Below are 25,574 nucleotides of genomic sequence, written 5' to 3'. Positions count from 1 at the left end.
TGATTGAGACAACTCTCTACGATGGCGCAATTCTACTCTGCAAAACGGCGTGTGACGACGCGCCAGATCATAACCGTTACAGTCAACGACCTCGATCCCTTTGGCCAGGGCGTGGCCCGCCACCAGGGGAAAGCGCTGTTCGTCGGCGGCGTGCTGCCGCAGGAGCAGGCAGAGGTGGTGCTGGTGGAAGACAAAAAGCAGTACGCCCGCGCCCAGGTGAAACGCCGTCTGACCGACAGCCCGCAGCGCCAGGCGCCGCGCTGCCCCCATTTTGGCGTTTGCGGCGGCTGCCAACAGCAGCATGCCAGCATCACGCTTCAGCAGCAAAGTAAACGCGCCGCGCTGGCGCGCCTGATGAAGCGCGAGGTGGATGAGATCATCGCCGGCGAGCCGTGGGGCTATCGCCGGCGCGCGCGCTTAAGCTTGAATTATCAGCCAAAGACCCAACAATTGCAGATGGGTTTTCGTCAGGCCAGCGATAAAGCGATCGTCGATGTGGTGCAGTGCCCTGTTTTGGTGCCCCAACTTGAGGCGCTGCTGCCCGCCGTGCGCGAGTGCTTAAGCGCGCTGAGCGCATTACGCCATCTTGGCCACGTCGAGCTGGTGCTGGCGGACAACGGCCCACTGATGGTGCTGCGCCATACCGCTGCGCTGCCGGCGGCTGACCGGGAAAAACTGGAACGTTTTTCGCAAACTCACGGTCTTTCCCTGTACCTCGCGCCGCAAAGCGAGATACTGGAACATATTCACGGCGAAGCGCCATGGTATACCTCAGACGGACTACGCTTAGTGTTCAGTCCGCGGGATTTTATCCAGGTCAACGACGGCGTGAATCAGCAGATGGTGCGTACCGCGCTGGCGTGGCTGGATCTGCAGCCGGAGGACCGGGTGCTGGATCTGTTCTGCGGGATGGGCAATTTTACCCTGCCGCTGGCGACTCGCGCCGCCCACGTGGTTGGGGTGGAAGGGGTGCCGGCGCTGGTGGAGAAGGGGCGGGAAAACGCCGCCCTCAATGGTTTATCAAATGTCACCTTCTTCCATGAAAATCTGGAAGAGGACGTCACCCGCCAGGCCTGGGCGAAGCATGGCTTTGATAAAGTGCTGCTGGACCCGGCCCGCGCCGGCGCGCCGGGCGTGATGCCGCATATTATAAAACTGGCGCCGCGGCGGGTGGTGTATGTTTCCTGCAACCCGGCGACGCTGGCGCGAGACAGCGAAACCCTGTTGCAGGCTGGATATCAGATTCAACGCCTGGCGATGCTGGATATGTTCCCGCATACCGGTCATCTGGAATCAATGGTGTTGTTTGAGCGCAGGCTTACATAAGGTCATTCACAACGTCGCAGAAGAGCCGCCCCGGCCATCAATGCTGACGCGACCTGCAGGATGACATGTAGAAAGTTGAGGCTTGCCGACTTCGGCAGGCCGGTCCCTTAAGGAGAGGACAATGGTTGCGGTAAGAAGTGCACATCTTAATAAAGCTGGTGAATTTGACCCGAAGAAATGGATCGCGAGTCTGGGGATTTCCAGCCAGCAGTCGTGTGAGCGCTTAGCCGAAACCTGGGATTATTGTCGCGAAAAAACGCAAGGACACCCGCTGGCGGACCTGCTGCTGTGGCGGGGCGTCGAAATGGTGGAGATCCTCTCCACCCTGAGTATGGATATCGATACTCTGCGCGCGGCGCTGCTGTTCCCGCTGGCCGATGGCGAAGTCGTCAGCGAAGAGGTCATGCAGGAAAGCGTGGGTAAATCGGTCGTGACCCTGATTCACGGGGTACGGGACATGGCCGCCATCCGTCAGCTGAAAGCCACTCATACCGACTCGGTATCTTCCGAGCAGGTGGATAACATTCGCCGCATGCTGCTGGCGATGGTTGACGATTTCCGCTGCGTGGTTATCAAGCTTGCCGAACGTATCGCGCATCTGCGCGAGGTCAAGGACGCGCCGGAAGATGAGCGGGTGCTGGCGGCGAAAGAGTGCACCAATATCTATGCTCCCCTGGCTAACCGCTTAGGTATCGGCCAGCTGAAGTGGGAGCTGGAAGATTACTGCTTCCGCTACCTGCACCCGGCAGAGTACAAGCGCATTGCCAAACTGCTCCACGAACGCCGTATCGACCGCGAGCATTATATCGACGAGTTCGTCGGCCACCTGCGGGCAGAAATGAAAGCCGAAGGGGTCAAGGCCGAGGTCTATGGTCGGCCGAAGCATATCTACAGCATCTGGCGCAAAATGCAGAAAAAACACCTCGCCTTTGACGAGCTGTTTGATGTACGCGCGGTGCGCATCGTGGCCGAGCGGTTGCAGGATTGTTATGCCGCGCTGGGGATCGTTCATACCCACTACCGTCACCTGCCGGATGAGTTCGATGATTATGTGGCCAACCCGAAACCCAACGGCTACCAGTCTATCCATACCGTGGTGCTGGGGCCGAGCGGCAAGACCGTGGAGATTCAAATCCGCACCCGGCAGATGCATGAAGACGCCGAGCTGGGCGTGGCCGCGCACTGGAAGTACAAAGAGGGCGCGGGAGCGGGGACCAGCGGCGGCCGCGGCTATGAGGACCGTATCGCCTGGCTGCGCAAGCTGATTGCCTGGCAGGAAGAGATGGCCGACTCCGGCGAAATGCTCGACGAAGTGCGCAGCCAGGTCTTTGACGACCGGGTGTATGTCTTTACGCCGAAAGGCGACGTGGTGGACCTGCCGGCGGGGTCGACGCCGCTCGATTTTGCCTACCATATCCACAGCGACGTCGGTCATCGCTGCATCGGCGCCAAAATTGGCGGCCGCATCGTGCCGTTCACCTATCAGCTGCAGATGGGCGATCAGATCGAAATCATTACCCAGAAGCAGCCGAACCCGAGCCGCGACTGGCTCAACCCTAACCTCGGCTATGTCACCACCAGCCGCGGACGCTCCAAAATTCACGCCTGGTTCCGTAAGCAGGACCGCGACAAGAACATTCTTGCCGGCCGACAGATCCTTGACGACGAGCTGGAGCATCTGGGCATCAGCCTGAAGGATGCGGAAAAGCACCTGCTGCCGCGCTACAACTTCAACGAGCTCGATGAACTGCTGGCGGCCGTCGGCGGCGGCGATATCCGTCTCAACCAGATGGTCAACTTCCTGCAGGCGCAGTTCAATAAACCGAGCGCCGCCGAGCAGGATGCGGCAGCGCTGAAGCAGTTGCAGCAGAAAACCTATGCTCCGCAGAACCGCACCAAGGACAATGGCCGGGTGGTGGTTGAAGGGGTTGGCAATCTGATGCACCATATTGCCCGCTGCTGCCAGCCGATCCCGGGCGATGAGATCGTCGGCTTTATCACCCAGGGACGCGGGATTTCCGTGCATCGCGCCGACTGCGATCAGCTCGCTGAACTGCAGTCGCATGCCCCGGAGCGCATCGTCGATGCGGTATGGGGCGAAAGCTACTCGGCCGGATATTCGCTGGTGGTCAGGGTGGAGGCGAACGATCGCAGCGGGTTACTGCGCGATATCACCACCATCCTCGCCAATGAGAAGGTGAACGTGCTGGGCGTTGCCAGCCGCAGCGATACCCGTCAGCAGCTGGCCACCATCGATATGACCATCGAGATTTACAACCTGCAGGTGCTGGGCCGGGTGCTCGGTAAGCTGAACCAGGTGCCCGATGTCATTGACGCGCGCCGTCTGCACGGCGGTTAATTCGTCTCCAGGCCGGATAAGGCGAAGCCGCCATCCGGCAATTTCGCCACGTCGGATAAGGTCGAAACGCCTTATCCGGCCGACTATTTTTTACATTTCCAGGATTGTCACATGACCCAAATCGACCGCTTGCTCGGCATCATGCGCCGCCTGCGCGACCCGGAAAACGGCTGCCCGTGGGATAAAGAGCAGACCTTTGCCACCATCGCCCCCTATACCCTCGAAGAAACCTATGAAGTGCTGGACGCCATTTCGCGAGAGGATTTTGACGACCTGCGCGGTGAGCTGGGCGATCTGCTGTTCCAGGTGGTGTTCTATGCGCAGATGGCGCAGGAAGAGGGACGTTTTAACTTTGACGATATCTGCGCCGCCATCAGCGACAAGCTGGAGCGCCGCCATCCCCATATCTTCGCTGATGCCACCGCGGGAAACAGCAGCGAAGTCCTGGCCCGCTGGGAGCAGATCAAAAGCGCGGAGCGGGCGGAAAAAGCCCAGCACTCGGCGCTGGACGACATTCCGCATAGCCTGCCGGCGCTGATGCGCGCGCATAAAATCCAGCGTCGCTGCTCGGCGGTCGGTTTTGACTGGACCTCGCTGGGCCCGGTGCTCGACAAGGTGCATGAAGAAATTGATGAAGTGATGCATGAAGCGCAGCAGGCGGTGGTGGATGAAGCGAAACTGGAAGAGGAAGTGGGCGATCTGCTGTTCGCCACGGTGAATTTATCCCGCCATTTAGGGGTCAAAGCCGAGGTGGCGCTGCAGAAGGCGAACCTCAAATTCGAGCGCCGCTTCCGCGAAGTCGAGCGCATTGTCGCTGCCCGCGGCCTGGAAATGACCGGCGTCGACCTCGATACCATGGAAGAAGTATGGCAACAGGTAAAACGCCAGGAAACTGATCTCTAACGAGTTTTCGTGATCAAGCGCGATTTGTGTGATTTTATAAATAACAAGCGCTTGATTTACGTCAAAAACATTTCGCCAAAAGCGTCTATTTTCTCTTTCCGTTATGTCGTTGAAACACCATGTAGCCTGCCTCTTCGAGTTGTTCGGGTCGCAACACAGGTGCAACTTGAAGAACGAAGGGGAGGGGAAGAATGAAAGTTTGTGGCGTCACGCATGTTCGGGTATACTACTTTCCCGTCCTGGTTATTCCATCGTTTTACCCTAACTTCTCAGGTTCAGCATGACAACGAACTATATTTTTGTGACCGGCGGGGTCGTATCCTCTCTGGGTAAAGGCATTGCCGCAGCCTCCCTGGCAGCCATTCTTGAAGCCCGTGGTCTCAACGTGACCATCATGAAACTGGATCCGTATATCAACGTCGATCCGGGCACCATGAGCCCAATCCAGCATGGGGAAGTGTTCGTTACTGAAGACGGCGCAGAAACCGATCTGGACCTGGGCCACTACGAGCGTTTCATCCGTACCAAGATGACTCGCCGCAACAACTTCACCACCGGCCGTATCTACTCTGACGTGCTGCGCAAAGAGCGCCGTGGCGACTACCTGGGCGCGACCGTTCAGGTTATTCCGCACATCACCAACGCTATCAAAGAGCGTGTGCTGGCGGGCGGCGAAGGCCATGACGTGGTGCTGGTGGAGATTGGCGGTACCGTCGGCGATATCGAATCCCTGCCGTTCCTCGAAGCCATTCGTCAGATGGCGGTAGAGATTGGCCGCGAGCATACCCTGTTTATGCACCTGACTCTGGTGCCGTACATGGCCGCCGCGGGCGAAGTCAAAACCAAACCGACTCAGCACTCCGTGAAAGAGCTGCTCTCCATCGGTATTCAGCCTGACATCCTGATCTGCCGCTCCGATCGCGCTGTTCCGGCCAACGAACGGGCGAAAATTGCTTTGTTCTGTAACGTTCCGGAAAAGGCTGTTATTTCTCTGAAAGACGTCGATTCCATTTATAAAATTCCAGGCCTGTTGAAATCTCAGGGGCTGGACGATTATATTTGTAAACGATTCAGCTTAACTTGTCCGGAAGCAAACCTGGCCGAATGGGAACAGGTAATCTATGAAGAAGCCAATCCGGCAGGCGAAGTCACCATCGGTATGGTCGGTAAGTACATTGAACTGCCGGATGCCTACAAGTCGGTGATTGAAGCGCTGAAACACGGTGGTCTGAAAAACCGCGTTACCGTCAACATCAAGCTGATCGATTCGCAGGATGTGGAAACGCGCGGCGTCGAAATCCTCAAGGATTTAGATGCTATCCTTATCCCGGGCGGCTTCGGCTACCGCGGTGTGGAAGGTAAGATCGCCACCGCGCGCTATGCGCGTGAGAACAATATTCCTTATCTGGGCATTTGCCTGGGTATGCAGGTTGCGCTGATTGAGTTCGCGCGCAACGTAGCGGGTATGGAAAACGCCAACTCGACGGAATTTGTGCCAGACTGTAAATACCCGGTTGTGGCCCTGATTACCGAATGGCGTGACGAAGATGGCAACGTCGAAGTCCGCTCCGAGAAGAGCGATCTGGGCGGCACCATGCGCCTGGGCGCGCAGCAGTGCCAGCTGGATGATGATTCTCTGGTACGCCAGCTGTACGGCGAGCCGACCATCACCGAGCGCCATCGTCACCGCTACGAAGTCAACAACATGTTGTTGAAACCGATTGAAGCTGCCGGTCTGCGCGTTGCGGGCCGTTCCGGGGATGATCAGTTGGTCGAGATCATCGAAGTGCCGAACCATCCGTGGTTTGTGGCCTGCCAGTTCCACCCGGAGTTTACTTCGACGCCGCGTGATGGACACCCGCTGTTTGCCGGCTTTGTGAAAGCCGCCAGCGAGTACCAGAAACGCCAGGCGAAGTAAAAAGAGTTAGAACGGCAATGCACCCATTCGGGTGCATTGTTTGTCTGGAGTTTTAGTTTAACTTGTACTGAGGAAAACCTAATGTCCAAAATCGTTAAAGTCATCGGTCGTGAAATCATCGACTCCCGTGGTAACCCGACTGTTGAAGCCGAAGTACACCTGGAAGGTGGTTTCGTCGGTATGGCAGCTGCTCCGTCAGGTGCTTCTACTGGTTCCCGCGAAGCGCTGGAACTGCGCGATGGCGACAAATCCCGTTTCCTGGGTAAAGGCGTAACCAAAGCTGTTGCTGCGGTAAACGGCCCGATCGCTCAGGCAATCCTGGGCAAAGATGCCAAAGATCAGGCTGGCATCGACAAGATCATGATCGACCTGGACGGTACTGAAAACAAATCTAACTTCGGTGCGAACGCAATCCTGGCCGTTTCTCTGGCGAACGCCAAAGCAGCAGCTGCCTCCAAAGGCCTGCCGCTGTACGCGCACATCGCTGAACTGAACGGCACTCCGGGCAAATACTCCATGCCGGTTCCGATGATGAACATCATCAACGGCGGTGAGCACGCTGACAACAACGTCGACATCCAGGAATTCATGATTCAGCCGGTTGGCGCGCCGACCCTGAAAGAAGCAGTACGCATGGGTTCTGAAGTGTTCCATCACCTGGCGAAAGTGCTGAAGTCCAAAGGCATGAACACTGCCGTTGGTGACGAAGGCGGCTACGCGCCGAACCTGGGTTCCAACGCCGAAGCGCTGGCTGTTATCGCTGAAGCGGTTAAAGCTGCAGGCTACGAGCTGGGCAAAGACATCACCCTGGCGATGGACTGCGCAGCGTCTGAATTCTACAAAGACGGTAAATACGTTCTGGCCGGCGAAGGCAACAAAGCGTTCACCTCTGAAGAGTTCACTCACTTCCTGGAAGAGCTGACCAAACAGTACCCGATCGTCTCCATCGAAGATGGCCTGGACGAATCTGACTGGGAAGGTTTCGCTTACCAGACCAAAGTACTGGGCGACAAAATCCAGCTGGTTGGTGACGACCTGTTCGTAACCAACACCAAGATCCTGAAAGAAGGCATCGAAAAAGGCATCGCTAACTCCATCCTGATCAAATTCAACCAGATCGGTTCTCTGACCGAAACTCTGGCGGCTATCAAGATGGCGAAAGACGCTGGCTACACCGCTGTCATCTCTCACCGTTCTGGCGAAACTGAAGACGCGACCATTGCCGACCTGGCTGTGGGTACCGCTGCAGGCCAGATCAAAACTGGTTCTATGAGCCGTTCTGACCGCGTTGCTAAATACAACCAGCTGATTCGTATCGAAGAAGCGCTGGGTGAGCAAGCGCCGTTCAACGGTCGTAAAGAGATCAAAGGCCAGGCTTAATCCTGTCTTTGTGAAATAACCATGCCAGCCTTCGGGCTGGCATTTTTTTTATGCCTGCGGCCATTATTTAAAGTCGACGGCCATTTGCTGAGGGATCGACAGCCCGCGAGTGGTTTCCACGCAGCGGTCGATGTAATCGGTAAAGCGCGGCGGTTTTGGCATCCCCATGCTCAGCAGCTTGTCGTTGCTAAAGCGCACGTTCAGCGTGGCGAACGCGCCATATAAACGCATCGCTTTCAGCATCAGTCGCTCATTGCATGGCCCAAAAATTCCTTTCAGTTCGCGACGCATTTTGACCAGCGTTTCATAGCTCACCTGGGCGTATTTGTCTCCCACCGGCGCCTGCTCCAGCGCCAGGGCCATCGCCCGGTCGATTTCGGCAAACTTCACGCTGTTCTCCTCGCCGGCAGAGATATGCACCACCTCGCCGCGGGCCAGCGGCTGGTTAAGCAGCATCAGCAGGGCATCGGCGCAGTAGTCCACCGGAATAACATCGATCCGATCCTCCATCGCGCACATAAATTTCTGCAGCATCAGCCCCATGCTGAACACCCAGAAAATACTGCTGGAAGGCCGGCAGCCATGATGGGTATGGCCCACCACAATAGAAGGGCGGGCAATGACCAGCGGTAGCGTAGGGCAGTGCTGCTGCATCAGTTGCTCGATGGCCGATTTCGAGTGGGTATATTCCACCAGATGCTCGGCGCGCTGCCGAAACTCCGCGCTCTCGGCGACCAGCGAATCCGGCTCCGGTGAGCAGGACATTGCGGTGCCGACGTGCAGAAAACGCTGCAGACCCGCCACCTGCGCCATCCGTTGCGCCAGTCGCAGCGTACCCGCAACGTTAACCTTCCAGATGAGCGGGTTGCTGCCAAACGAGGCGACAGCGGCGCAGTTGAGGACATGGGTGACTTGCTCAAGCCGCGGGTCGTTAAGAAAATGCTCCGGAGAGGCGAGATCGCCCAGCAGGATCTGCTGCGGGCGCAGCATCGCCAGTTTCTCCTCGGCGATGTTGAACTTACGCATGTTCTCCTTGACCCGCTCCAGGCCTGCGTCGGGACTGTCGGCACGCACCAGCAGCAGCAGCTCTAACTGGCTATCCTGATGGAGTATTTTCTCTAACGCCGCGCCGCCCAGAAAACCGGTGACGCCGGTAATGAATAATGTGGTCATAAATGCTATCTCATTATGGTTGGTCTGCGGGATTCTAGGAGGGACAAAGTAAACGACGATTAAATAAAAAATGGCGGGCAACAGGGCTTTATTAAGAGGAGCTTAAGCTTATTTTTGGCGGTGGATTGGATTCGACTATCAGACCAGATAAATAATTCACTCTTTCATGTATCAATTTGTACACTGCTGTATTTAAAGATATTTTTGTGTTTACACTGACATTTAATATATTCTGGTTTATAACGCGAAAAACATCTTCTGTTACATCTTTCTTTACGGTGGCATGGCGCGACGTTTATTTTAATCCTTACCACACTAATGAAATAAACGAAAACAGAAGCATGCTTTTAATTAACAATGAATAACCTCCGGGGAGAGAAAGCGACGCCGTGATGGAAAAAACGATCGCAGCGCAGGACAAGACCTGGACAGTGAAATCTGCGATAATAAGCGTTTATCACCCTAAACAGAGATGACTATGCAGTACCCGATTAACGAGATGTTCCAGACCCTGCAAGGCGAGGGTTACTTCACCGGCGTGCCTGCCATTTTTATTCGTCTGCAGGGATGCCCGGTAGGATGCGCGTGGTGTGACACCAAGCATACCTGGGACAAACTGGCCGATCGGGAAGTGTCGTTGTTCAGCATCCTGGCGAAAACCAAAGAGAGCGATAAGTGGGGGCCGGCAAGCAGTGAAGATCTGCTGGCGATTATCGGTCGTCAGGGGTGGACTGCCCGCCACGTGGTCATTACCGGCGGTGAGCCCTGCATTCATGATTTAACGCCGTTAACCTCACTGCTGGAGCAAAACGGCTTTAGCTGCCAGATTGAAACCAGCGGCACTCACGAAGTTCGCTGTACGCCTCATACCTGGGTGACGGTATCGCCGAAGGTGAATATGCGCGGCGGGTATGACGTGCTGTCTCAGGCCCTGCAGCGGGCGGATGAGATCAAACATCCGGTAGGGCGCGTCCGCGACATCGAAGCGCTGGACGAGCTGCTGGAAACGCTGAGCGATGACAAACCGCGGATCATCGCCCTGCAGCCAATCAGCCAGAAAGAAGACGCGACGCGCCTGTGTATCGACACCTGCATCGCCCGTAACTGGCGCCTGTCCATGCAGACGCATAAATATCTGAATATCGCCTGATAAAAAAGCCCGGCAGCGTACTGACCGGGCTTTTTTTCGCTTACTCGCCGCGATAGACGCAGCCGGCGGTGCAGGTCTCTTTCACCATCACCGCGCTCAGCAGCGGTACCCGCGGTTTCATCTCATCCCAGATCCATTTGGCCAGCACTTCGCTGGTAGGGTTTTCCAGACCGGGGATATCGTTCAGATAATAGTGGTCCAGGCGATCGTAGGTCGGCTTGAAGGCGGCCTTCAGCTCGGCAAAATCCATGATCCACCCGGTATGGGGATCGACTTCACCGGTTATCTCCAGACGCACCATAAAGGAGTGGCCATGCAGGCGACCGCATTTGTGTCCTTCCGGGACGTGCGGCAGGTGGTGGGCGGCTTCGAAGGTGAAATCTTTAAACAGCGTGGTGGACATCATTGACTCTCAACAGGACGAAAAAAACCGCCGTAGGGTACCGGAAAGTACATTTTTTCGCATTAACTAAAACGGCCCTGAACAGAAAATCGACACATTTATCTGGGTTAAGTGAATTAAGTTGTGATATTTCAAATAGTTATTTAATCGATTTTGTTGTTAATAACTACAACTAAAACAGGTTAGTCCATTTGGTTATTTATTATTTCCATCCCTTCTTTAATTGTTACTATGCCCGCCGTTAACCTTCTATTCTCTTCTGTTTTTGTCGCGCTGACAGGGTGCGAATAACAGCTTTGCTTACTGGAACAAACGACGCATGACGACACAGGCCCCACCTTCCAACTTGCTGCCGCTCAACCCGGAGCAACTGGCGCGCCTTCAGGCGGCCACCACTGACTTCACGCCCACTCAGCTCGCCTGGGTGTCTGGCTATTTCTGGGGCGTGCTGAATCAGCAGTCCGGCGCGGCAGCCGCCGCTCCCGCCCCGGCCGCCGAGGTCCCGACGATCACGCTGATTTCCGCCTCGCAAACCGGCAACGCTCGCCGCGTCGCCGAAGCGCTGCGCGACGATCTGCTGGCGGCGAAGCTGAACGTGAAGCTGGTGAATGCAGGCGATTATAAATTCAAACAAATTGCTGCTGAAAAACTGCTGGTGGTCGTGACCTCCACCCAGGGGGAAGGTGAGCCGCCGGAAGAAGCGGTCGCATTGCATAAGTTCCTGTTCTCGAAGAAAGCGCCGAAGCTGGACGGAACCGCATTCGCCGTCTTTGGCCTCGGCGATACCTCTTATGAATTCTTCTGCCAGTCCGGCAAAGATTTCGACAGCAAGCTGGCTGAACTTGGCGCGGAACGCCTGCTCGATCGCGTCGACGCCGACGTTGAATATCAGGCCGCGGCCGCTGAATGGCGCGCGCGCGTCGTTGAGGTGCTGAAGGCCCGTGCGCCGGTCGCCGCGCCCGCTCAGCTGTCCGCCAGCGGCGCAGTGAACGACATTCACACCAGTCCCTACACCAAAGAGGCTCCGCTGACGGCGACCCTGTCGGTCAACCAGAAAATCACCGGCCGCGATTCAGAAAAAGATGTACGCCATATCGAAATTGACCTCGGTGATTCCGGTCTGCGCTATCAGCCGGGCGACGCCCTGGGCGTCTGGTATCAAAACGATCCTCAGCTGGTGAAAGAGCTGGTGGAGCTGCTGTGGCTGAAAGGCGACGAGCCGGTGACCGTCGAGGGCAAAACCCTGCCGCTGGCGGAAGCCCTGCAGTGGCATTTTGAGCTGACGGTTAACACCGCGACTATCGTCGAAAACTACGCCACCCTGACCCGCAGCGAATCGCTGCTGCCGCTGGTGGGCGATAAAGCTCAACTGCAGCAGTATGCCGCCGCGACGCCAATCGTCGATATGGTCCGTTTCTCCCCCGCGCAGCTGGACGCCGAGGCGTTAATCGGTCTGCTGCGCCCGCTGACGCCGCGTCTGTACTCTATTGCCTCCTCGCAGGCGGAAGTGGAGAGCGAAGTGCATGTCACCGTGGGCGTGGTGCGCTATGACATCGAAGGCCGCGCTCGGGCTGGCGGCGCCTCCAGCTTCCTCGCCGACCGCGTGGAAGAGGATGGCGAAGTCCGCGTCTTTATCGAGCACAACGACAACTTCCGTCTGCCGGCTAACCCGGAGACGCCGGTGATCATGATTGGCCCGGGCACCGGTATTGCGCCGTTCCGCGCCTTCATGCAGCAGCGCGCAGCGGACGGGGCGCCAGGTAAGAACTGGTTGTTCTTCGGCAACCCGCACTTCACCGAAGATTTCCTCTATCAGGTGGAGTGGCAGAGCTATGTGAAAGAGGGTCTGCTGACCCGTATCGATCTGGCCTGGTCCCGCGATCAACAACAAAAAATCTATGTGCAGGATAAACTGCGTGAGCAGGGGGCTGAGCTGTGGCGCTGGATCAATGATGGCGCCCACATTTATGTCTGCGGCGACGCCAATCGTATGGCGAAAGACGTGGAACAGACTTTACTGGAAGTGATTGCCGAATACGGCGCGATGGACGCCGAAGCGGCGGACGAATTTTTAAGTGAGCTGCGCGTTGAGCGCCGTTATCAGCGAGATGTCTACTAATGAGCGAAAAACATCCGGGGCCTTTAGTGGTCGAAGGTAAACTGACCGATGCCGAGCGTATGAAGCTCGAGAGCAACTACCTGCGCGGCACCATTGCGGAAGATTTAAACGACGGTCTGACCGGCGGTTTTAAAGGTGATAACTTCCTGCTGATCCGTTTCCACGGTATGTACCAGCAGGACGATCGCGATATCCGCGCGGAGCGCGCCGCTCAGAAGCTGGAGCCGCGTCATGCGATGCTCCTGCGCTGCCGTCTGCCGGGCGGGGTGATCACCACCACCCAGTGGAAGGCGATCGATAAGTTTGCCGCCGAGAACACCATTTACGGCAGTATTCGCCTGACCAACCGGCAGACTTTCCAGTTTCACGGCATTCTGAAAAAGAACGTCAAGCCGGTGCATCAGATGCTGCACTCGGTGGGGCTGGACGCGCTGGCCACCGCCAACGATATGAACCGTAACGTGCTGTGCACCTCCAACCCGTACGAATCGCAGCTGCACGCTGAGGCCTACGAGTGGGCGAAAAAGATCTCCGAGCATCTGCTGCCGCGCACCCGCGCCTATGCCGAGATCTGGCTGGATCAGAAAAAGGTCGCCACCACTGACGAAGAACCGATCCTCGGTCAGACCTATCTGCCGCGTAAGTTTAAAACCACGGTGGTGATCCCGCCGCAGAACGATATCGATCTGCACGCCAACGACATGAACTTTGTGGCGATCGCCGAAAACGGCAAGCTGGTGGGCTTTAACCTGCTGGTGGGCGGCGGTCTTTCTATCGAACACGGTAACAAAAAAACCTACGCCCGCACGGCGAGCGAATTCGGTTATCTGCCGCTGGAGCATACTCTGGCGGTGGCGGAAGCGGTCGTGACTACCCAGCGCGACTGGGGTAACCGTACCGACCGTAAGAATGCGAAAACCAAGTACACCCTTGAGCGCGTTGGCGTTGAAACCTTTAAGGCGGAAGTGGAGCGCCGGGCAGGCATTAAGTTTGAGCCGATCCGCCCGTACGAATTCACCGGCCGCGGCGACCGCATCGGCTGGGTGAAGGGGATTGATGATAAATGGCACCTGACGCTGTTTATTGAAAACGGCCGCATTCTGGATTATCCGGGGCGCCCGCTGAAAACCGGTCTGCTGGAGATTGCTAAGATCCATCAGGGCGAATTCCGCATCACCGCCAATCAGAACCTGATCGTCGCCAGCGTACCGGAAGATCAGAAGGCGCGGATCGAGAAGCTGGCGCGGGATCATGGTCTGATGAATGCCGTCACCCCGCAGCGCGAAAACTCAATGGCCTGCGTCTCCTTCCCGACCTGCCCGCTGGCGATGGCGGAAGCCGAGCGTTTCCTGCCGTCGTTTATCGACAAGGTGGAAGGGGTGATGAGCAAGCACGGCGTGAGCGATGAGCATATCGTCACCCGCGTCACCGGCTGCCCGAACGGCTGCGGCCGCGCGATGCTGGCGGAAGTGGGGCTGGTGGGGAAAGCGCCAGGCCGCTATAACCTGCACATCGGCGGTAACCGCAGCGGCACCCGCATCCCGCGGATGTACCGTGAGAACATTACCGAGTCGGAAATTCTCGACTCGCTAGACCAACTGGTAGGGCGCTGGGCGAAAGAGCGCGAAGCGGGTGAAGGCTTCGGCGACTTTACGGTGCGTGCGGGCATCATTCGCCCGGTGCTCGATCCAGCCCGCGATTTCTGGGAGTAACATCCTGGTGCCCGGTGGCGCGTAGCGATCCGGGCCTGTAAAACCCGTAGGCCGGGCAATCGCAGTGCCGCCCGGCAAAACAGGCAAACGAGGTTCTTATGTCCGTACTCGATCTAAACGCGCTTAATGCATTGCCGAAAGTGGAACGTATTCTGGCTCTCGCGGAAACCAACGCCCAACTGGAAAAGCTCGACGCCGAAGGGCGTGTGGCCTGGGCGCTGGAAAACCTGCCGGGAGACTATGTGCTGTCGTCAAGCTTTGGTATTCAGGCGGCGGTGAGTTTGCACCTGGTAAATCAAATCCGCCCGGACATTCCGGTGATCCTCACCGATACCGGTTACCTGTTCCCGGAAACCTACCAGTTTATTGACGAACTGACGGACAAGCTCAAGCTGAACCTGAAGGTCTACCGCGCGGCTGAAAGCGCGGCCTGGCAGGAGGCGCGCTACGGCAAGCTGTGGGAGCAGGGCGTTGAGGGCATTGAGAAATACAATGAGATCAACAAGGTTGAACCGATGAACCGGGCGCTGAAAGAGCTAAACGCGCAGACGTGGTTTGCCGGTCTGCGCCGCGAGCAGTCGGGCAGTCGGGCGACGCTTCCGGTGCTGGCGGTCCAGCGCGGGGTGTTCAAGGTGTTGCCGATTATCGACTGGGATAACCGGACGGTGTATCAGTATCTGCAAAAGCATGGGCTGAAATACCATCCGCTGTGGGATCAGGGGTATCTGTCGGTAGGCGATACCCACACCACCCGCAAATGGGAGCCGGGCATGGCAGAAGAAGAGACCCGGTTCTTCGGGCTTAAACGCGAGTGCGGATTGCACGAGGGTTGATTAGCGCTTCCTCAGGGAATAGTGTGAAAGAGAACACGCGGGTGATGCCGCGTGTTCATTTGCACCCGTCAGCTTTTCTTCTCCACCTTCGCCAGCTCTTTCACCAGCGGCAGCATCACTTTCACGACATCGCGCCCGCGATGCTCGATCCGTCCCGGCAGCGCGTTGTCGATATATTGCTGATTATCCAGCTGAACGTCATGCCAGCTGATTCCCTGCGGGAAGCTGCGCGATTTGCTCCGCTGCTGATAGCCATCTTTCTTGCCTAATGACCAGTTGGTCGCTTCGACCGACAGCACCGGGATCCCCGCGTTGTCGAAGACGCTGGCGTCATTACAGCAGCTGGTGCCTTTCGGGTAAGCCGGATTGAGTCCCGGATTGGTGTAGGCGGCGATGCCTTTGCTGCGGGCGATAGCCAGCGCGCGATCGCGGGTCAGCTTGCGCACCGAGGCCGGCGTGCGGCGGCCGCTGTTGAAGTAAAGCTTATCGCCCACCACCAGGTTATCGAGATTGATCACCAGCAGGGTATTTTTCTTTTCCGCTTCGCTCATCCGCTGCAGCAGGTTTTGCGCGCCGAGACGACCTTCCTCTTCGCCGCTGGTGGCGATAAAGCGAATGCCATAGCGGGTGGGGACGTTCTTTAAATGCTCCGCCAGCTCCAGCATCACCCCGAGCCCCATCGCGTTGTCGTCAATTCCCTGCAGCGTCAGGCCGCCGAGGTTGTTTTCGACGTCTTTATCGCTCTGCGGCGCGTAGGTATCGAGGTGCGCCATGATGATGATTTGCTGGCGAGACTGGCCTTCATGGGCGGCGATCACCGTACTGCCGGTGACGTTATGCCAGTTTTTACGCTGGTTGCTGTCGGTATAGATGTAGCGGGTATTGAAGCTCCGCACGTCGCTTTGATAGCCCATCCGGGCGAACTGCTGGCGCAGATAGTCAGCTGAGAGCATTTCCGGGGGCGTTCCGGTCATTCGTCCCGGGAAGACGGTGGCGATATGGCGAGCCTGACTACTGGCGGTGTCGCCCAGCGCGCTGAATGCGGGGGCGGCGGCGAAAACAAAACCGGTGCCGAGCGCCAGCGGAAGCAGACGGCGGCACAACGCGGAAAACATAAGGGGTCCTTACACGAACGAGACAATTTGACGCGTACAGTATGAAACTGTGACCGCGGTTAAACAATTTCAATTGCTCTTAAATAGCGGAAAAATAGCGTGTTAAGCACTTTTTGATATTTAGATTTCCACCGCGTTATTCCTTTGTGTCACAACTCATTCCATTTCGTAATTTCATTTGCTCTAAGGCGCACCCTATAGTCGCAGTATCGCTGATTGTAAGAGAGTTGTTACCCCGTGGATTACTTGCCCCTTTTTGCCGAACTGAAACAAAGGCCCGTGCTGGTGATCGGCGGCGGAGAGATTGCCGAACGCAAGATCAAGTTTCTGCTGCGCGCCCAGGCGCAGGTGCAGGTGGTCGCCGGGACGCTGTCTCCGGCGCTGGCCGATCTGGCGGCGCGCCAGGCGCTTAGCTGGCGGGCGACGGAATTTAGCGACGCTCTGGTGGATGATGTCTTTCTGGTGATTGCCGCCACGGAGGACGAGGCGCTTAACCAGCGGGTGTTTGCGGCGGCTAACGCGCGTTACCGGCTGGTCAACGTAGTGGATAACCAGGCGCTCTGCTCGTTTGTCTTCCCTTCTATCGTCGACCGTTCGCCGCTGCTGGTGGCGATTTCCTCCAGCGGGAAAGCGCCGGTGCTGTCGCGTATTCTGCGCGAAAAAATCGAAGCGCTGCTGCCGACGAACCTCGGGCGTCTGGCGGAATCGGCGAGCTACTGGCGCAATCATCTGAAAACCCGTCTGACGACCACCGAAGCGCGTCGCCGCTTTTGGGAGCGGGTCTTTACCGGCCGCTTCGCCAGCCTGATGGTGGCGGGCAACGCTGCGGAGGCGGAAAAAGCGCTGCAGGATGAGCTGGATAAGCCTGAACGCGAAACAGGTGAAATTATTCTGGTGGGGGCCGGACCGGGCGATGCCGGGCTGCTGACCCTGCGTGGCCTGCAGGCGATCCAGCAGGCGGACGTGGTTTTCCACGACCATCTGGTGACCCAGCCGGTTCTCGAACTGGTGCGCCGTGATGCCGAGCTGGTTTGCGTCGGTAAGCGCGCCGGCGAGCACTCGGTGCCGCAGCATGAAACCAATCAGCTGCTGGTGGAGGCGGCGAAGGCGGGAAAAACCGTCGTGCGTCTGAAGGGCGGGGATCCGTTTATTTTTGGCCGCGGCGCAGAAGAGCTGCAGGCTGCCGCCGCCGCGGGCATCCCGTTCCAGGTGGTGCCTGGCGTCACTGCCGCCGCCGGCGCGACGGCCTACGCCGGTATTCCACTGACCCATCGCGATTATGCGCAAAGCGCCGTCTTTGTCACCGGGCACTATAAGCCGGACAGCGCTCCCTTCGACTGGGCGCTGCTGGCGAAGAGCCAACAGACGTTGGCCATTTACATGGGCACCATGAAGGCGGCGGAAATCAGCGCCCAGCTGATCGCCCACGGTCGCGACAGCAATACGCCGGTAGCGGTGATTTCCCGCGGTACCCGCGACGATCAGCAGACGATAACCGGCACATTGCAACAACTCGAACACCTGGCGAAAGACGCCCCGATGCCCGCCCTGCTGGTGGTCGGCGAAGTGGTGCAGCTGCATCAGCAGCTCGCCTGGTTTCAACATACATCATCCGCCGAGGGGTTTAACTCTTCGGTGGTCAATCTGGCTTAAGGAACGGTTATGGACCAAAAACGACTCACTCACCTGCGGCAACTGGAGGCGGAAAGCATCCATATTATTCGTGAGGTGGCCGCCGAATTTGCTAACCCGGTGATGATGTACTCCATCGGGAAAGATTCCAGCGTAATGCTGCATCTGGCGCGCAAAGCGTTTTATCCGGGAACCCTGCCGTTCCCGCTGCTGCACGTCGATACCGGCTGGAAATTCCGTGAGATGTATGAGTTCCGCGACCGTACCGCCAAAGCCTATGGCTGCGAGCTGCTGGTGCATAAAAACCCGGAAGGGGTGGCGATGGGCATCAACCCGTTCGTCCACGGCAGCGCCAAGCATACCGATATCATGAAAACCGAAGGGCTGAAGCAGGCGCTGAACAAATACGGCTTTGACGCCGCATTCGGCGGCGCGCGGCGTGATGAGGAGAAATCCCGCGCTAAAGAGCGCATCTACTCCTTCCGCGACCGCTTCCACCGCTGGGACCCGAAAAACCAGCGTCCGGAGCTGTGGCACAACTACAACGGCCAGATTAACAAAGGCGAAAGCATCCGCGTCTTCCCGCTCTCCAACTGGACCGAGCTGGATATCTGGCAGTACATCTATCTGGAAAACATCGAAATCGTGCCGCTGTATCTGGCCGCTGAGCGCCCGGTGCTGGAGCGCGACGGCATGCTGATGATGATCGACGACGACCGTATCGATCTGCAGCCGGGCGAAGTGATTGAAAAACGGATGGTGCGTTTCCGTACCCTCGGCTGCTGGCCGCTGACCGGCGCGGTGGAGTCTGAAGCGCAGACGCTGCCGGAAATTATTGAAGAGATGCTGGTATCCACCACCAGCGAACGTCAGGGGCGCGTCATCGATCGCGACCAGGCCGGCTCGATGGAGCTGAAGAAACGTCAGGGTTATTTCTAAGGAGCCGCCATGAACACGACCATTGCCCAACAAATTGCCAATGAAGGCGGCGTAGAAGCTTATCTGCACGCGCAACAGCACAAAAGCCTGCTGCGTTTTCTGACCTGCGGCAGCGTCGATGACGGTAAAAGCACCCTGATTGGCCGTCTGCTGCACGATACCCGCCAGATCTATGAAGATCAGCTCTCTTCGTTGCACAACGACAGCAAGCGTCACGGCACCCAGGGCGAAAAACTGGACCTGGCGCTGCTGGTGGATGGCCTGCAGGCCGAGCGCGAGCAGGGCATCACCATCGACGTGGCCTATCGCTACTTCTCGACGGAAAAACGCAAATTTATCATCGCCGACACCCCGGGGCACGAGCAGTACACCCGCAATATGGCCACCGGCGCGTCCACCTGCGATCTGGCGATCCTGCTGATCGACGCGCGTAAAGGCGTGCTCGACCAGACCCGCCGTCACAGCTTTATCTCCACCCTGCTGGGCATTAAACACCTGGTGGTGGCGGTCAACAAAATGGATCTTGTCGAGTTTAGCGAAGCGCGCTTCAACGAGATCCGTGAAGCTTACCTGACTTTTGCCGAGCAGCTGCCGGGCAACCTCGATATTCGCTTTGTGCCGCTGTCGGCGCTGGAGGGCGATAATGTCGCCAGCCAGAGCGCGAACATGCCGTGGTACAGCGGCCCGACTCTGCTGGAAGTCCTCGAAACGGTGGAGATCCAACGGGTAGTGGAGAGCCAACCGCTGCGCTTCCCGGTGCAGTATGTTAACCGTCCGAACCTCGATTTCCGCGGCTTCTCCGGTACGGTCGCCTCCGGTACCGTGCAGGTCGGCCAGCGTCTGAAGGTGCTGCCGTCGGGCGTCGAGTCGAGCGTGGCGCGTATCGTCACCTTCGACGGCGATCTGCAGGAAGCCGCCGCCGGGGAAGCCATTACCATTGTGCTGAAAGATGAAATCGACATCAGCCGCGGCGACCTGCTGGTTGACGCGCAAGCCACGCTGCCGGCGGTGCAAAGCGCCAGCATCGACGTGGTGTGGATGGCCGAGCAGGCGTTGACCCCGGGGCAGAGCTACGACATCAAAATCGCCGGTAAGAAGACCCGCGCCCGCGTGGATGCTATCCGTTACCAGGTAGATATTAACAACCTGACCCAGCGTGAAGTCGAGTCTCTGCCGCTGAACGGCATCGGGCTGGTGGAGCTGATCTTTGACGAACCTTTAGTGCTGGATCCCTATCAGCAAAACCCAGTGACCGGCGGGCTTATCTTTATCGATCGTCTGACCAACGTCACCGTCGGCGCCGGGATGGTCAACGAGCCGCACCTGCAGGCGCCGACGTCGGCATCGCAGTACAGCGCTTTCGAGCTGGAACTGAACCAGCTGATCCGCAAACACTTCCCGCACTGGGACGCCCGCGACCTGCTGGGAGGCAAATAATGGCCCAGCATGACGAAAACGTCGTCTGGCATGCCCATCCTGTGACCCAGCAGCAGCGGGAACAGCATCACGGCCATCGCGGCGTGGTGCTGTGGTTTACCGGCCTTTCGGGGTCGGGTAAATCCACTGTCGCCGGGGCGCTGGAGGAAGCCTTGCATGAGCGCGGCGTCAGCACCTATCTGCTGGACGGCGATAACGTACGTCATGGCTTGTGCAGCGACCTGGGATTCAGTGATGAGGATCGCAGAGAGAACATTCGCCGCGTCGGTGAAGTGGCCAGGCTGATGGTCGATGCCGGGCTGGTTGTATTGACGGCATTTATATCTCCGCACCGCGCGGAGCGACAGATGGTGCGCGAGCGCCTGGGGGAGGGACGCTTTATCGAAGTGTTCGTCGATACCCCGCTGGCCATCTGCGAGGCGCGGGATCCGAAAGGATTGTATAAGAAGGCGCGGGCAGGGGAATTACGCAATTTCACCGGTATAGACTCGGTCTATGAGGCACCGGAAAAGGCGGAAATTCATCTGGATGGTGAACAATTGGTAACAAATTTGGTGCACCAACTATTAGACCTGCTGCAACAGAGCGATATTATCAGATCCTGAAACGGCAGCGGCATCGAGGGGTGCCGGTTGCCCGGTCTACAGGATTCGATATGCGCAATACCCAGAACCTCAGTATTATTCGTTCAGAACCGCCTCCGGCGACCGGCGACGAGACCACCTGGTCTTTGTCGGGCGCTGCCGTGGGCTTTATTTCATGGCTGCTGGCGCTGGGTATTCCCTTCCTTCTCTATGGCAGTAATACACTTTTCTTCCTCCTCTACACCTGGCCATTCTTCCTTGCGTTGATGCCGGTGGCGGTGGTGGTCGGTATTGCGCTGCACTCTCTGCTCAATGGCAAACTGCTCTATAGCGCCAGCGCGACCATCCTGACCGTCGGGCTGATGTTTGCGCTCCTCTTCCTCTGGCTGTTGGGATAACCCGTTTCTGGTATGAATCAAGCATGGGTATCAGCAGCAAAAATATGGTACAGTCCCCGCGTTACGCGGCATCGTCCGCGCGCCCCGGTAGCGTACCCGGGCGAGTTTTGGGATGATGATGCCGTTTTTCAGGGGGCAGGATGGGTAAACTAACGCTGCTATTATTAGCTTTGCTGGTCTGGCTACAGTATTCGCTGTGGTTCGGTAAAAACGGCCTGCATGACTACACGCGGGTTAACGACGACGTCACCGCCCAGCAGGCGACTAACGCCAAATTAAAAGCACGCAACGATCAGCTGTTTGCCGAAATTGACGACCTCAACGGCGGTCAGGAAGCGATCGAGGAGCGTGCGCGCAATGAACTCAGCATGACCCGCCCGGGCGAAACCTTCTATCGTCTGGTACCGGATGCGTCTAAACGCAACCAGGCATCGGGGCAACAGCAGAACAATCGATAACCAGGCCCAGGATTACAACATGGCAGCCACTTTTCCGGGCATTTGCGCCGTGGTGCCGGCAGCCGGTTTCGGCCGCCGCATGCAAACGGAATGCCCGAAACAATATCTCTCAATCGGTAACAAAACGATTCTCGAACATGCGGTCGCCGCGCTGCTGGCGGATCCGCGCGTCCAGCGCGTGGTGATTGCCGTCAGCCCCGGCGATCGGCGCTTCAGCCAGCTGCCGCTGGCCCAGCACCCGCAAATTACCGTCGTGGATGGCGGCGCCGAGCGCGCCGATTCGGTGCTCGCCGGCCTGCAGGCGTTGCCGGAGGCGCAGTGGGTGCTGGTGCATGACGCCGCGCGCCCCTGCCTGCATCAGGATGACCTCAGCCGCCTGCTGGCACTCTGTGAAACCAGCCGCGTCGGCGGGATCCTCGCAGCGCCGGTGCGCGACACCATGAAGCGCGCCGAGCCGGGCAAAACCGCCGTCGCCCATACCGTCGATCGTAATGACCTGTGGCACGCGCTCACCCCGCAATTTTTCCCTCGCGAGCTGCTGGTGGATTGCCTCACCCGGGCGCTGAACGAGGGGGCCACCATCACCGATGAAGCCTCGGCGCTGGAGTACTGCGGCTTCCATCCGCAGCTGGTCTCCGGACGCGCTGATAATATTAAAGTGACGCGCCCGGAAGATCTGGCGCTGGCGGAATTTTACCTCACCCGTTCCCGACACCAGGAGAAAGCTTAATGCGAATTGGACATGGTTTTGACGTACACGCTTTTGGCGGTGAAGGCCCAATCATCATTGGCGGGGTACGCATTCCTTATGAAAAAGGGCTGCTGGCCCACTCCGACGGCGACGTCGCGCTGCATGCGCTGACCGATGCGCTGCTGGGCGCCGCGGCGCTCGGCGATATTGGCAAGCTGTTCCCGGATACCGATCCGGCGTTTAAAGGCGCCGACAGCCGCGAACTGCTGCGCGAAGCGTGGCGCCGCATCCAGGCCAAAGGCTATACGCTCGGCAACGTCGACGTCACCATTATCGCCCAGGCGCCGAAAATGCTGCCGCATATCCCGCAGATGCGCGTTTTTATCGCTGAAGATCTCGGCTGCCATATGGACGACGTCAACGTGAAAGCGACCACCACCGAGAAGCTGGGCTTCACCGGCCGCGGGGAAGGGATCGCCTGCGAAGCGGTCGCGCTGCTGCGTAAGGCCGACAAATGATCGCCTTTGACCAACTGACCTGGCTGCACGGCAAGCCGCAGAGCAGCGGGCTGCTGAAAGCCAATCCGGAAGATTTCCTGGTGGTGGAAGACCTGGGCTTCGCCCCGGACGGCGAAGGCGAGCACGTGCTGGTGCGGATCCTCAAAAACGGCTGTAATACGCGCTTTGTCGCCGATGCACTGGCGAAATTCCTCAAAATCCATGCCCGTGAAGTGAGCTTCGCCGGGCAAAAAGATAAGCACGCCGTCACCGAGCAGTGGCTGTGCGCCCGGGGGCCCGGCAAAGAGATGCCGGATCTGAGCAAATTTCAGCTCGAGGGCTGCCAGGTACTGGAATATGCCCGCCATAAGCGTAAGCTGCGATTAGGCGCGCTGAAGGGCAACCAGTTTACCCTGATCCTGCGCGAGGTAAGCGATCGCCAGGAGGTGGAGACGCGTCTGCAGGCCATCGCTGAACGGGGCGTGCCGAACTATTTCGGCGCTCAGCGCTTTGGCATCGGCGGCAGCAATCTGCAGGGCGCGCTGCGCTGGGCGGAGAGCGGCGCGCCGGTGCGCGATCGCAATAAGCGCAGTTTTTGGTTGTCGGCGGCCCGCAGCGCGTTGTTTAATCAGCAAGTCAGTATTAGATTAAAAAAAACGGAATTTAATCAGGTTGTTGATGGCGATGCGCTACAATTAGCGGGGCGTGGGAGCTGGTTTGTCGTCACACCGGAAGAACTCGAGGTTTCGCAGGCGCGGGTGCATAACCGCGAACTGATGATCACGGCTGCGCTGCCGGGCAGCGGCGACTGGGGAAGCCAGCGCGATGCCCTGGCCGCCGAGCAGGCCGCCATCGCCGAGGAAACCTTGCTGCAGACACTGCTGGTGCGGGAGAAAGTCGAGGCGGCGCGCCGGTCGATGCTCCTCTATCCGCAGCAGCTGAGCTGGAACTGGTGGGATGATGTAACCGTTGAACTGCGTTTCTGGCTGCCGGCGGGCAGCTTCGCCACCAGCGTGGTCAGGGAGCTTATCAATACAACGGGTGACTATGCGAATATTGCTGAGTAACGATGACGGGATCCATGCGCCGGGGATACAGACCCTGGCGAAGGCCTTAAGGGAGTTTGCCGAGGTCCAGGTGGTTGCACCCGATCGTAACCGCAGCGGAGCTTCGAATTCGCTGACGCTGGAATCGTCACTGCGCACCTTTACCTATGAAAATGGCGATATCGCCGTCCAGATGGGGACGCCGACGGACTGCGTCTACCTTGGCGTGAACGCGCTGATGCGCCCGCGTCCGGACATCGTCGTTTCCGGAATCAACGCCGGGCCCAACCTGGGCGATGACGTCATTTACTCCGGCACCGTGGCGGCGGCGATGGAAGGCCGCCATCTGGGGTTCCCCGCGCTGGCCGTGTCGCTCAATGGCTATCAACACTACGACACCGCCGCGGCGGTGACCTGCACTCTCCTGCGCGGACTCAGCCGTGAACCGCTGCGCACCGGGCGGATCCTCAACGTCAATGTCCCGGACCTGCCCCTTGACCAGATCAAAGGTATCCGCGTGACCCGCTGCGGCAACCGCCATCCTGCCGACCAGGTGATCCCGCAAAAGGATCCGCGCGGCAATACCCTTTACTGGATTGGCCCGCCGGGCGATAAGCGCGACGCCGGGCCGGGCACCGATTTTGCGGCAGTGGATGAAGGCTATGTTTCCGTTACGCCATTGCACGTCGATTTAACCGCCCATCAGGCGCATGAGGTGGTCACCGATTGGCTGGAACGTGTCGGGGTTGACAGGCAATGGTAAGTAAACGTGTTGAAAGTTTGTTGAATCAACTGCGCACGCAGGGCATCGTCGATGAACGTGTCCTCGAGGCGATCGCGCGCGTCCCGCGCGAAAAATTTGTTGATGAAGCCTTTGAACATAAAGCGTGGGAAAACACCGCGCTGCCGATTGGCCAGGGGCAAACCATCTCCCAGCCGTACATGGTGGCGCGGATGACCGAGCTGCTGGCGCTGACGCCGGAGTCGCGGGTGCTGGAGATCGGCACCGGTTCCGGTTACCAGACGGCCATCCTGGCGCACCTGGTGCATCACGTTTGCTCGGTAGAGCGAATTAAGAGTTTACAGTGGCAGGCGCGTCGTCGCCTGAAACAACTTGATTTACATAATGTTTCAACCCGTCATGGCGATGGGTGGCAAGGTTGGCAGGCGCGGGCGCCGTTTGATGCCATTATTGTGACGGCGGCGCCGCCGGAAATACCGACCGCGCTGCTGGCGCAGCTGGATGACGACGGCGTGCTGGTACTGCCGGTCGGCGAGGAGCATCAGTTTCTCAAACGGATCCGTCGCCGGGGCAACGAATTTATCATTGATACCGTCGAGGCCGTTCGCTTTGTTCCCCTGGTGAAAGGGGAGCTGGCCTGAGACCCGGATTATTCCAGGTTTTTTTTGCCTGACTTTAGGCGTAGGGTGGACACATTTTTCAGTGTCCTGGCCGGGCGTCGCCCGGTAAGCAAGATATTGGCAGTTAACATATTCCTGG

The 25,574-nt window shown here is 58.2% G+C and carries 23 protein-coding genes; 20 read left to right on the top strand and 3 right to left on the bottom strand.

The window, feature by feature from the left end; translation table 11 throughout:
* Positions 1–21: 21 nt before the first annotated feature.
* The 5 genes from rlmD to eno all read left to right on the top strand — a co-directional run bounded on the left by rlmD (position 22) and on the right by eno (position 7,886).
* Positions 22–1,326, top strand: coding sequence for a 23S rRNA (uracil(1939)-C(5))-methyltransferase RlmD (gene rlmD, locus ACOI7Z_RS11720; protein WP_023290830.1), 1,305 nt, complete (start codon positions 22–24; stop codon positions 1,324–1,326).
* Positions 1,327–1,447: 121 nt separating this feature from the next.
* Complete coding sequence (relA, locus tag ACOI7Z_RS11715; protein WP_087849628.1) at positions 1,448–3,685, top strand: GTP diphosphokinase; 2,238 nt, start codon at positions 1,448–1,450, stop codon at positions 3,683–3,685.
* Positions 3,686–3,796: 111 nt separating this feature from the next.
* Positions 3,797–4,588: a nucleoside triphosphate pyrophosphohydrolase gene (gene mazG / locus ACOI7Z_RS11710; RefSeq protein WP_032453910.1), complete on the top strand. Its 792-nt coding sequence runs from the start codon at positions 3,797–3,799 to the stop codon at positions 4,586–4,588.
* A gap of 280 nt (positions 4,589–4,868) precedes the next feature.
* Positions 4,869–6,506, top strand: a complete 1,638-nt coding sequence (pyrG, locus tag ACOI7Z_RS11705; RefSeq protein WP_023290827.1) for a glutamine hydrolyzing CTP synthase — start codon at positions 4,869–4,871, stop codon at positions 6,504–6,506.
* A gap of 81 nt (positions 6,507–6,587) precedes the next feature.
* The gene (gene eno, locus ACOI7Z_RS11700; protein WP_002915213.1) at positions 6,588–7,886 is read left to right on the top strand and encodes a phosphopyruvate hydratase; all 1,299 of its coding nucleotides are present in this window, start codon (positions 6,588–6,590) and stop codon (positions 7,884–7,886) included.
* A gap of 63 nt (positions 7,887–7,949) precedes the next feature.
* Here eno and ACOI7Z_RS11695 read toward each other — a convergent pair whose 3' ends face one another.
* Positions 7,950–9,059 (bottom strand): SDR family oxidoreductase, encoded by a 1,110-nt coding sequence (locus tag ACOI7Z_RS11695; protein ID WP_086075085.1) that lies wholly within the window; start codon positions 9,057–9,059, stop codon positions 7,950–7,952.
* 478 nt (positions 9,060–9,537) lie between these two features.
* On the opposite strand from ACOI7Z_RS11695, the gene queE reads away from it, so the two are divergent.
* Entirely contained in the window at positions 9,538–10,209 is a 672-nt protein-coding gene (gene queE, locus ACOI7Z_RS11690) for a 7-carboxy-7-deazaguanine synthase QueE (RefSeq protein WP_023290825.1), read from the top strand.
* A gap of 40 nt (positions 10,210–10,249) precedes the next feature.
* Here the strand turns inward: queE and queD are convergent, their stop codons facing one another.
* Positions 10,250–10,615: a 6-carboxytetrahydropterin synthase QueD gene (gene queD / locus ACOI7Z_RS11685; protein ID WP_004174641.1), complete on the bottom strand. Its 366-nt coding sequence runs from the start codon at positions 10,613–10,615 to the stop codon at positions 10,250–10,252.
* Between the two features lie 316 nt (positions 10,616–10,931).
* Here queD and cysJ point away from each other — a divergent pair, with 316 nt between their 5' ends.
* The 3 genes from cysJ (at position 10,932) to cysH (ending at position 15,276) form a co-directional block, all read left to right on the top strand.
* Positions 10,932–12,731, top strand: a complete 1,800-nt coding sequence (gene cysJ, locus ACOI7Z_RS11680) for an NADPH-dependent assimilatory sulfite reductase flavoprotein subunit (protein WP_048335134.1) — start codon at positions 10,932–10,934, stop codon at positions 12,729–12,731.
* Positions 12,731–14,443: an assimilatory sulfite reductase (NADPH) hemoprotein subunit gene (gene cysI, locus ACOI7Z_RS11675; protein ID WP_004205585.1), complete on the top strand. Its 1,713-nt coding sequence runs from the start codon at positions 12,731–12,733 to the stop codon at positions 14,441–14,443. The genes cysJ and cysI overlap by 1 nt, the downstream gene beginning before the upstream one ends.
* A 98-nt stretch (positions 14,444–14,541) precedes the next feature.
* Positions 14,542–15,276, top strand: coding sequence for a phosphoadenosine phosphosulfate reductase (cysH, locus tag ACOI7Z_RS11670; RefSeq protein ID WP_004205586.1), 735 nt, complete (start codon positions 14,542–14,544; stop codon positions 15,274–15,276).
* Between the two features lie 68 nt (positions 15,277–15,344).
* On the opposite strand, the gene ACOI7Z_RS11665 is transcribed toward cysH, so the two are convergent.
* Positions 15,345–16,391: an aminopeptidase gene (locus ACOI7Z_RS11665; protein ID WP_032453906.1), complete on the bottom strand. Its 1,047-nt coding sequence runs from the start codon at positions 16,389–16,391 to the stop codon at positions 15,345–15,347.
* Positions 16,392–16,637: 246 nt separating this feature from the next.
* Between ACOI7Z_RS11665 and cysG the strand changes: the two genes are divergently transcribed.
* The 11 genes from cysG (at position 16,638) to ACOI7Z_RS11610 (ending at position 25,456) form a co-directional block, all read left to right on the top strand.
* Positions 16,638–18,044, top strand: a complete 1,407-nt coding sequence (gene cysG, locus ACOI7Z_RS11660; protein WP_072096587.1) for a siroheme synthase CysG — start codon at positions 16,638–16,640, stop codon at positions 18,042–18,044.
* Between the two features lie 9 nt (positions 18,045–18,053).
* Complete coding sequence (gene cysD / locus ACOI7Z_RS11655; protein WP_048335130.1) at positions 18,054–18,962, top strand: sulfate adenylyltransferase subunit CysD; 909 nt, start codon at positions 18,054–18,056, stop codon at positions 18,960–18,962.
* A 9-nt stretch (positions 18,963–18,971) separates the two neighbouring features.
* Positions 18,972–20,399, top strand: coding sequence for a sulfate adenylyltransferase subunit CysN (gene cysN, locus ACOI7Z_RS11650; protein ID WP_087849627.1), 1,428 nt, complete (start codon positions 18,972–18,974; stop codon positions 20,397–20,399).
* Positions 20,399–21,004 (top strand): adenylyl-sulfate kinase, encoded by a 606-nt coding sequence (gene cysC, locus ACOI7Z_RS11645; RefSeq protein WP_087849626.1) that lies wholly within the window; start codon positions 20,399–20,401, stop codon positions 21,002–21,004. The genes cysN and cysC overlap by 1 nt, the downstream gene beginning before the upstream one ends.
* A gap of 50 nt (positions 21,005–21,054) precedes the next feature.
* Positions 21,055–21,381: a DUF3561 family protein gene (locus tag ACOI7Z_RS11640; protein ID WP_004205590.1), complete on the top strand. Its 327-nt coding sequence runs from the start codon at positions 21,055–21,057 to the stop codon at positions 21,379–21,381.
* Between the two features lie 140 nt (positions 21,382–21,521).
* On the top strand, positions 21,522–21,839 hold the full coding sequence (ftsB, locus tag ACOI7Z_RS11635) for a cell division protein FtsB (RefSeq protein WP_002915156.1): 318 nt from the start codon (positions 21,522–21,524) through the stop codon (positions 21,837–21,839).
* 19 nt (positions 21,840–21,858) lie between these two features.
* Positions 21,859–22,569 (top strand): 2-C-methyl-D-erythritol 4-phosphate cytidylyltransferase, encoded by a 711-nt coding sequence (gene ispD, locus ACOI7Z_RS11630; RefSeq protein WP_087849625.1) that lies wholly within the window; start codon positions 21,859–21,861, stop codon positions 22,567–22,569.
* Positions 22,569–23,048, top strand: a complete 480-nt coding sequence (gene ispF, locus ACOI7Z_RS11625) for a 2-C-methyl-D-erythritol 2,4-cyclodiphosphate synthase (protein ID WP_004181093.1) — start codon at positions 22,569–22,571, stop codon at positions 23,046–23,048. Before ispD ends, ispF begins: the two co-directional genes overlap by 1 nt.
* Positions 23,045–24,094 (top strand): tRNA pseudouridine(13) synthase TruD, encoded by a 1,050-nt coding sequence (gene truD / locus ACOI7Z_RS11620; protein ID WP_087849624.1) that lies wholly within the window; start codon positions 23,045–23,047, stop codon positions 24,092–24,094. The genes ispF and truD overlap by 4 nt, the downstream gene beginning before the upstream one ends.
* On the top strand, positions 24,075–24,836 hold the full coding sequence (gene surE, locus ACOI7Z_RS11615) for a 5'/3'-nucleotidase SurE (RefSeq protein WP_004205600.1): 762 nt from the start codon (positions 24,075–24,077) through the stop codon (positions 24,834–24,836). The genes truD and surE overlap by 20 nt, the downstream gene beginning before the upstream one ends.
* Positions 24,830–25,456 carry a protein-L-isoaspartate(D-aspartate) O-methyltransferase gene (locus ACOI7Z_RS11610; protein WP_023290820.1) on the top strand — a complete coding sequence of 209 codons (627 nt, stop codon included), beginning with the start codon at positions 24,830–24,832 and terminating at the stop codon, positions 25,454–25,456. The genes surE and ACOI7Z_RS11610 overlap by 7 nt, the downstream gene beginning before the upstream one ends.
* The last annotated feature ends 118 nt before the right edge of the window (positions 25,457–25,574 follow it).

The sequence above is a fragment of the Klebsiella sp. C283 genome (assembly GCF_048822555.1).
Taxonomy (GTDB): domain Bacteria; phylum Pseudomonadota; class Gammaproteobacteria; order Enterobacterales; family Enterobacteriaceae; genus Klebsiella; species Klebsiella quasipneumoniae.
The sequence above is the reverse complement of the archived record's forward strand: the minus strand, read 5'-3'. Positions and strand labels throughout refer to the sequence as shown.

Excerpts from the sequence above, each read along its gene's own strand:
- rlmD (WP_023290830.1), top strand. The coding sequence starts at position 22 with ATGGCGCAATTCTACTCTGCAAAACGGCGTGTGACGACGCGCCAGATC.
- relA (WP_087849628.1), top strand. The coding sequence starts at position 1,448 with ATGGTTGCGGTAAGAAGTGCACATCTTAATAAAGCTGGTGAATTTGAC.
- mazG (WP_032453910.1), top strand. The coding sequence starts at position 3,797 with ATGACCCAAATCGACCGCTTGCTCGGCATCATGCGCCGCCTGCGCGAC.
- pyrG (WP_023290827.1), top strand. The coding sequence starts at position 4,869 with ATGACAACGAACTATATTTTTGTGACCGGCGGGGTCGTATCCTCTCTG.
- eno (WP_002915213.1), top strand. The coding sequence starts at position 6,588 with ATGTCCAAAATCGTTAAAGTCATCGGTCGTGAAATCATCGACTCCCGT.
- ACOI7Z_RS11695 (WP_086075085.1), bottom strand. The coding sequence starts at position 9,059 with ATGACCACATTATTCATTACCGGCGTCACCGGTTTTCTGGGCGGCGCG.
- queE (WP_023290825.1), top strand. The coding sequence starts at position 9,538 with ATGCAGTACCCGATTAACGAGATGTTCCAGACCCTGCAAGGCGAGGGT.
- queD (WP_004174641.1), bottom strand. The coding sequence starts at position 10,615 with ATGATGTCCACCACGCTGTTTAAAGATTTCACCTTCGAAGCCGCCCAC.
- cysJ (WP_048335134.1), top strand. The coding sequence starts at position 10,932 with ATGACGACACAGGCCCCACCTTCCAACTTGCTGCCGCTCAACCCGGAG.
- cysI (WP_004205585.1), top strand. The coding sequence starts at position 12,731 with ATGAGCGAAAAACATCCGGGGCCTTTAGTGGTCGAAGGTAAACTGACC.
- cysH (WP_004205586.1), top strand. The coding sequence starts at position 14,542 with ATGTCCGTACTCGATCTAAACGCGCTTAATGCATTGCCGAAAGTGGAA.
- ACOI7Z_RS11665 (WP_032453906.1), bottom strand. The coding sequence starts at position 16,391 with ATGTTTTCCGCGTTGTGCCGCCGTCTGCTTCCGCTGGCGCTCGGCACC.
- cysD (WP_048335130.1), top strand. The coding sequence starts at position 18,054 with ATGGACCAAAAACGACTCACTCACCTGCGGCAACTGGAGGCGGAAAGC.
- cysN (WP_087849627.1), top strand. The coding sequence starts at position 18,972 with ATGAACACGACCATTGCCCAACAAATTGCCAATGAAGGCGGCGTAGAA.
- cysC (WP_087849626.1), top strand. The coding sequence starts at position 20,399 with ATGGCCCAGCATGACGAAAACGTCGTCTGGCATGCCCATCCTGTGACC.
- ACOI7Z_RS11640 (WP_004205590.1), top strand. The coding sequence starts at position 21,055 with ATGCGCAATACCCAGAACCTCAGTATTATTCGTTCAGAACCGCCTCCG.
- ftsB (WP_002915156.1), top strand. The coding sequence starts at position 21,522 with ATGGGTAAACTAACGCTGCTATTATTAGCTTTGCTGGTCTGGCTACAG.
- ispD (WP_087849625.1), top strand. The coding sequence starts at position 21,859 with ATGGCAGCCACTTTTCCGGGCATTTGCGCCGTGGTGCCGGCAGCCGGT.
- ispF (WP_004181093.1), top strand. The coding sequence starts at position 22,569 with ATGCGAATTGGACATGGTTTTGACGTACACGCTTTTGGCGGTGAAGGC.
- truD (WP_087849624.1), top strand. The coding sequence starts at position 23,045 with ATGATCGCCTTTGACCAACTGACCTGGCTGCACGGCAAGCCGCAGAGC.
- surE (WP_004205600.1), top strand. The coding sequence starts at position 24,075 with ATGCGAATATTGCTGAGTAACGATGACGGGATCCATGCGCCGGGGATA.
- ACOI7Z_RS11610 (WP_023290820.1), top strand. The coding sequence starts at position 24,830 with ATGGTAAGTAAACGTGTTGAAAGTTTGTTGAATCAACTGCGCACGCAG.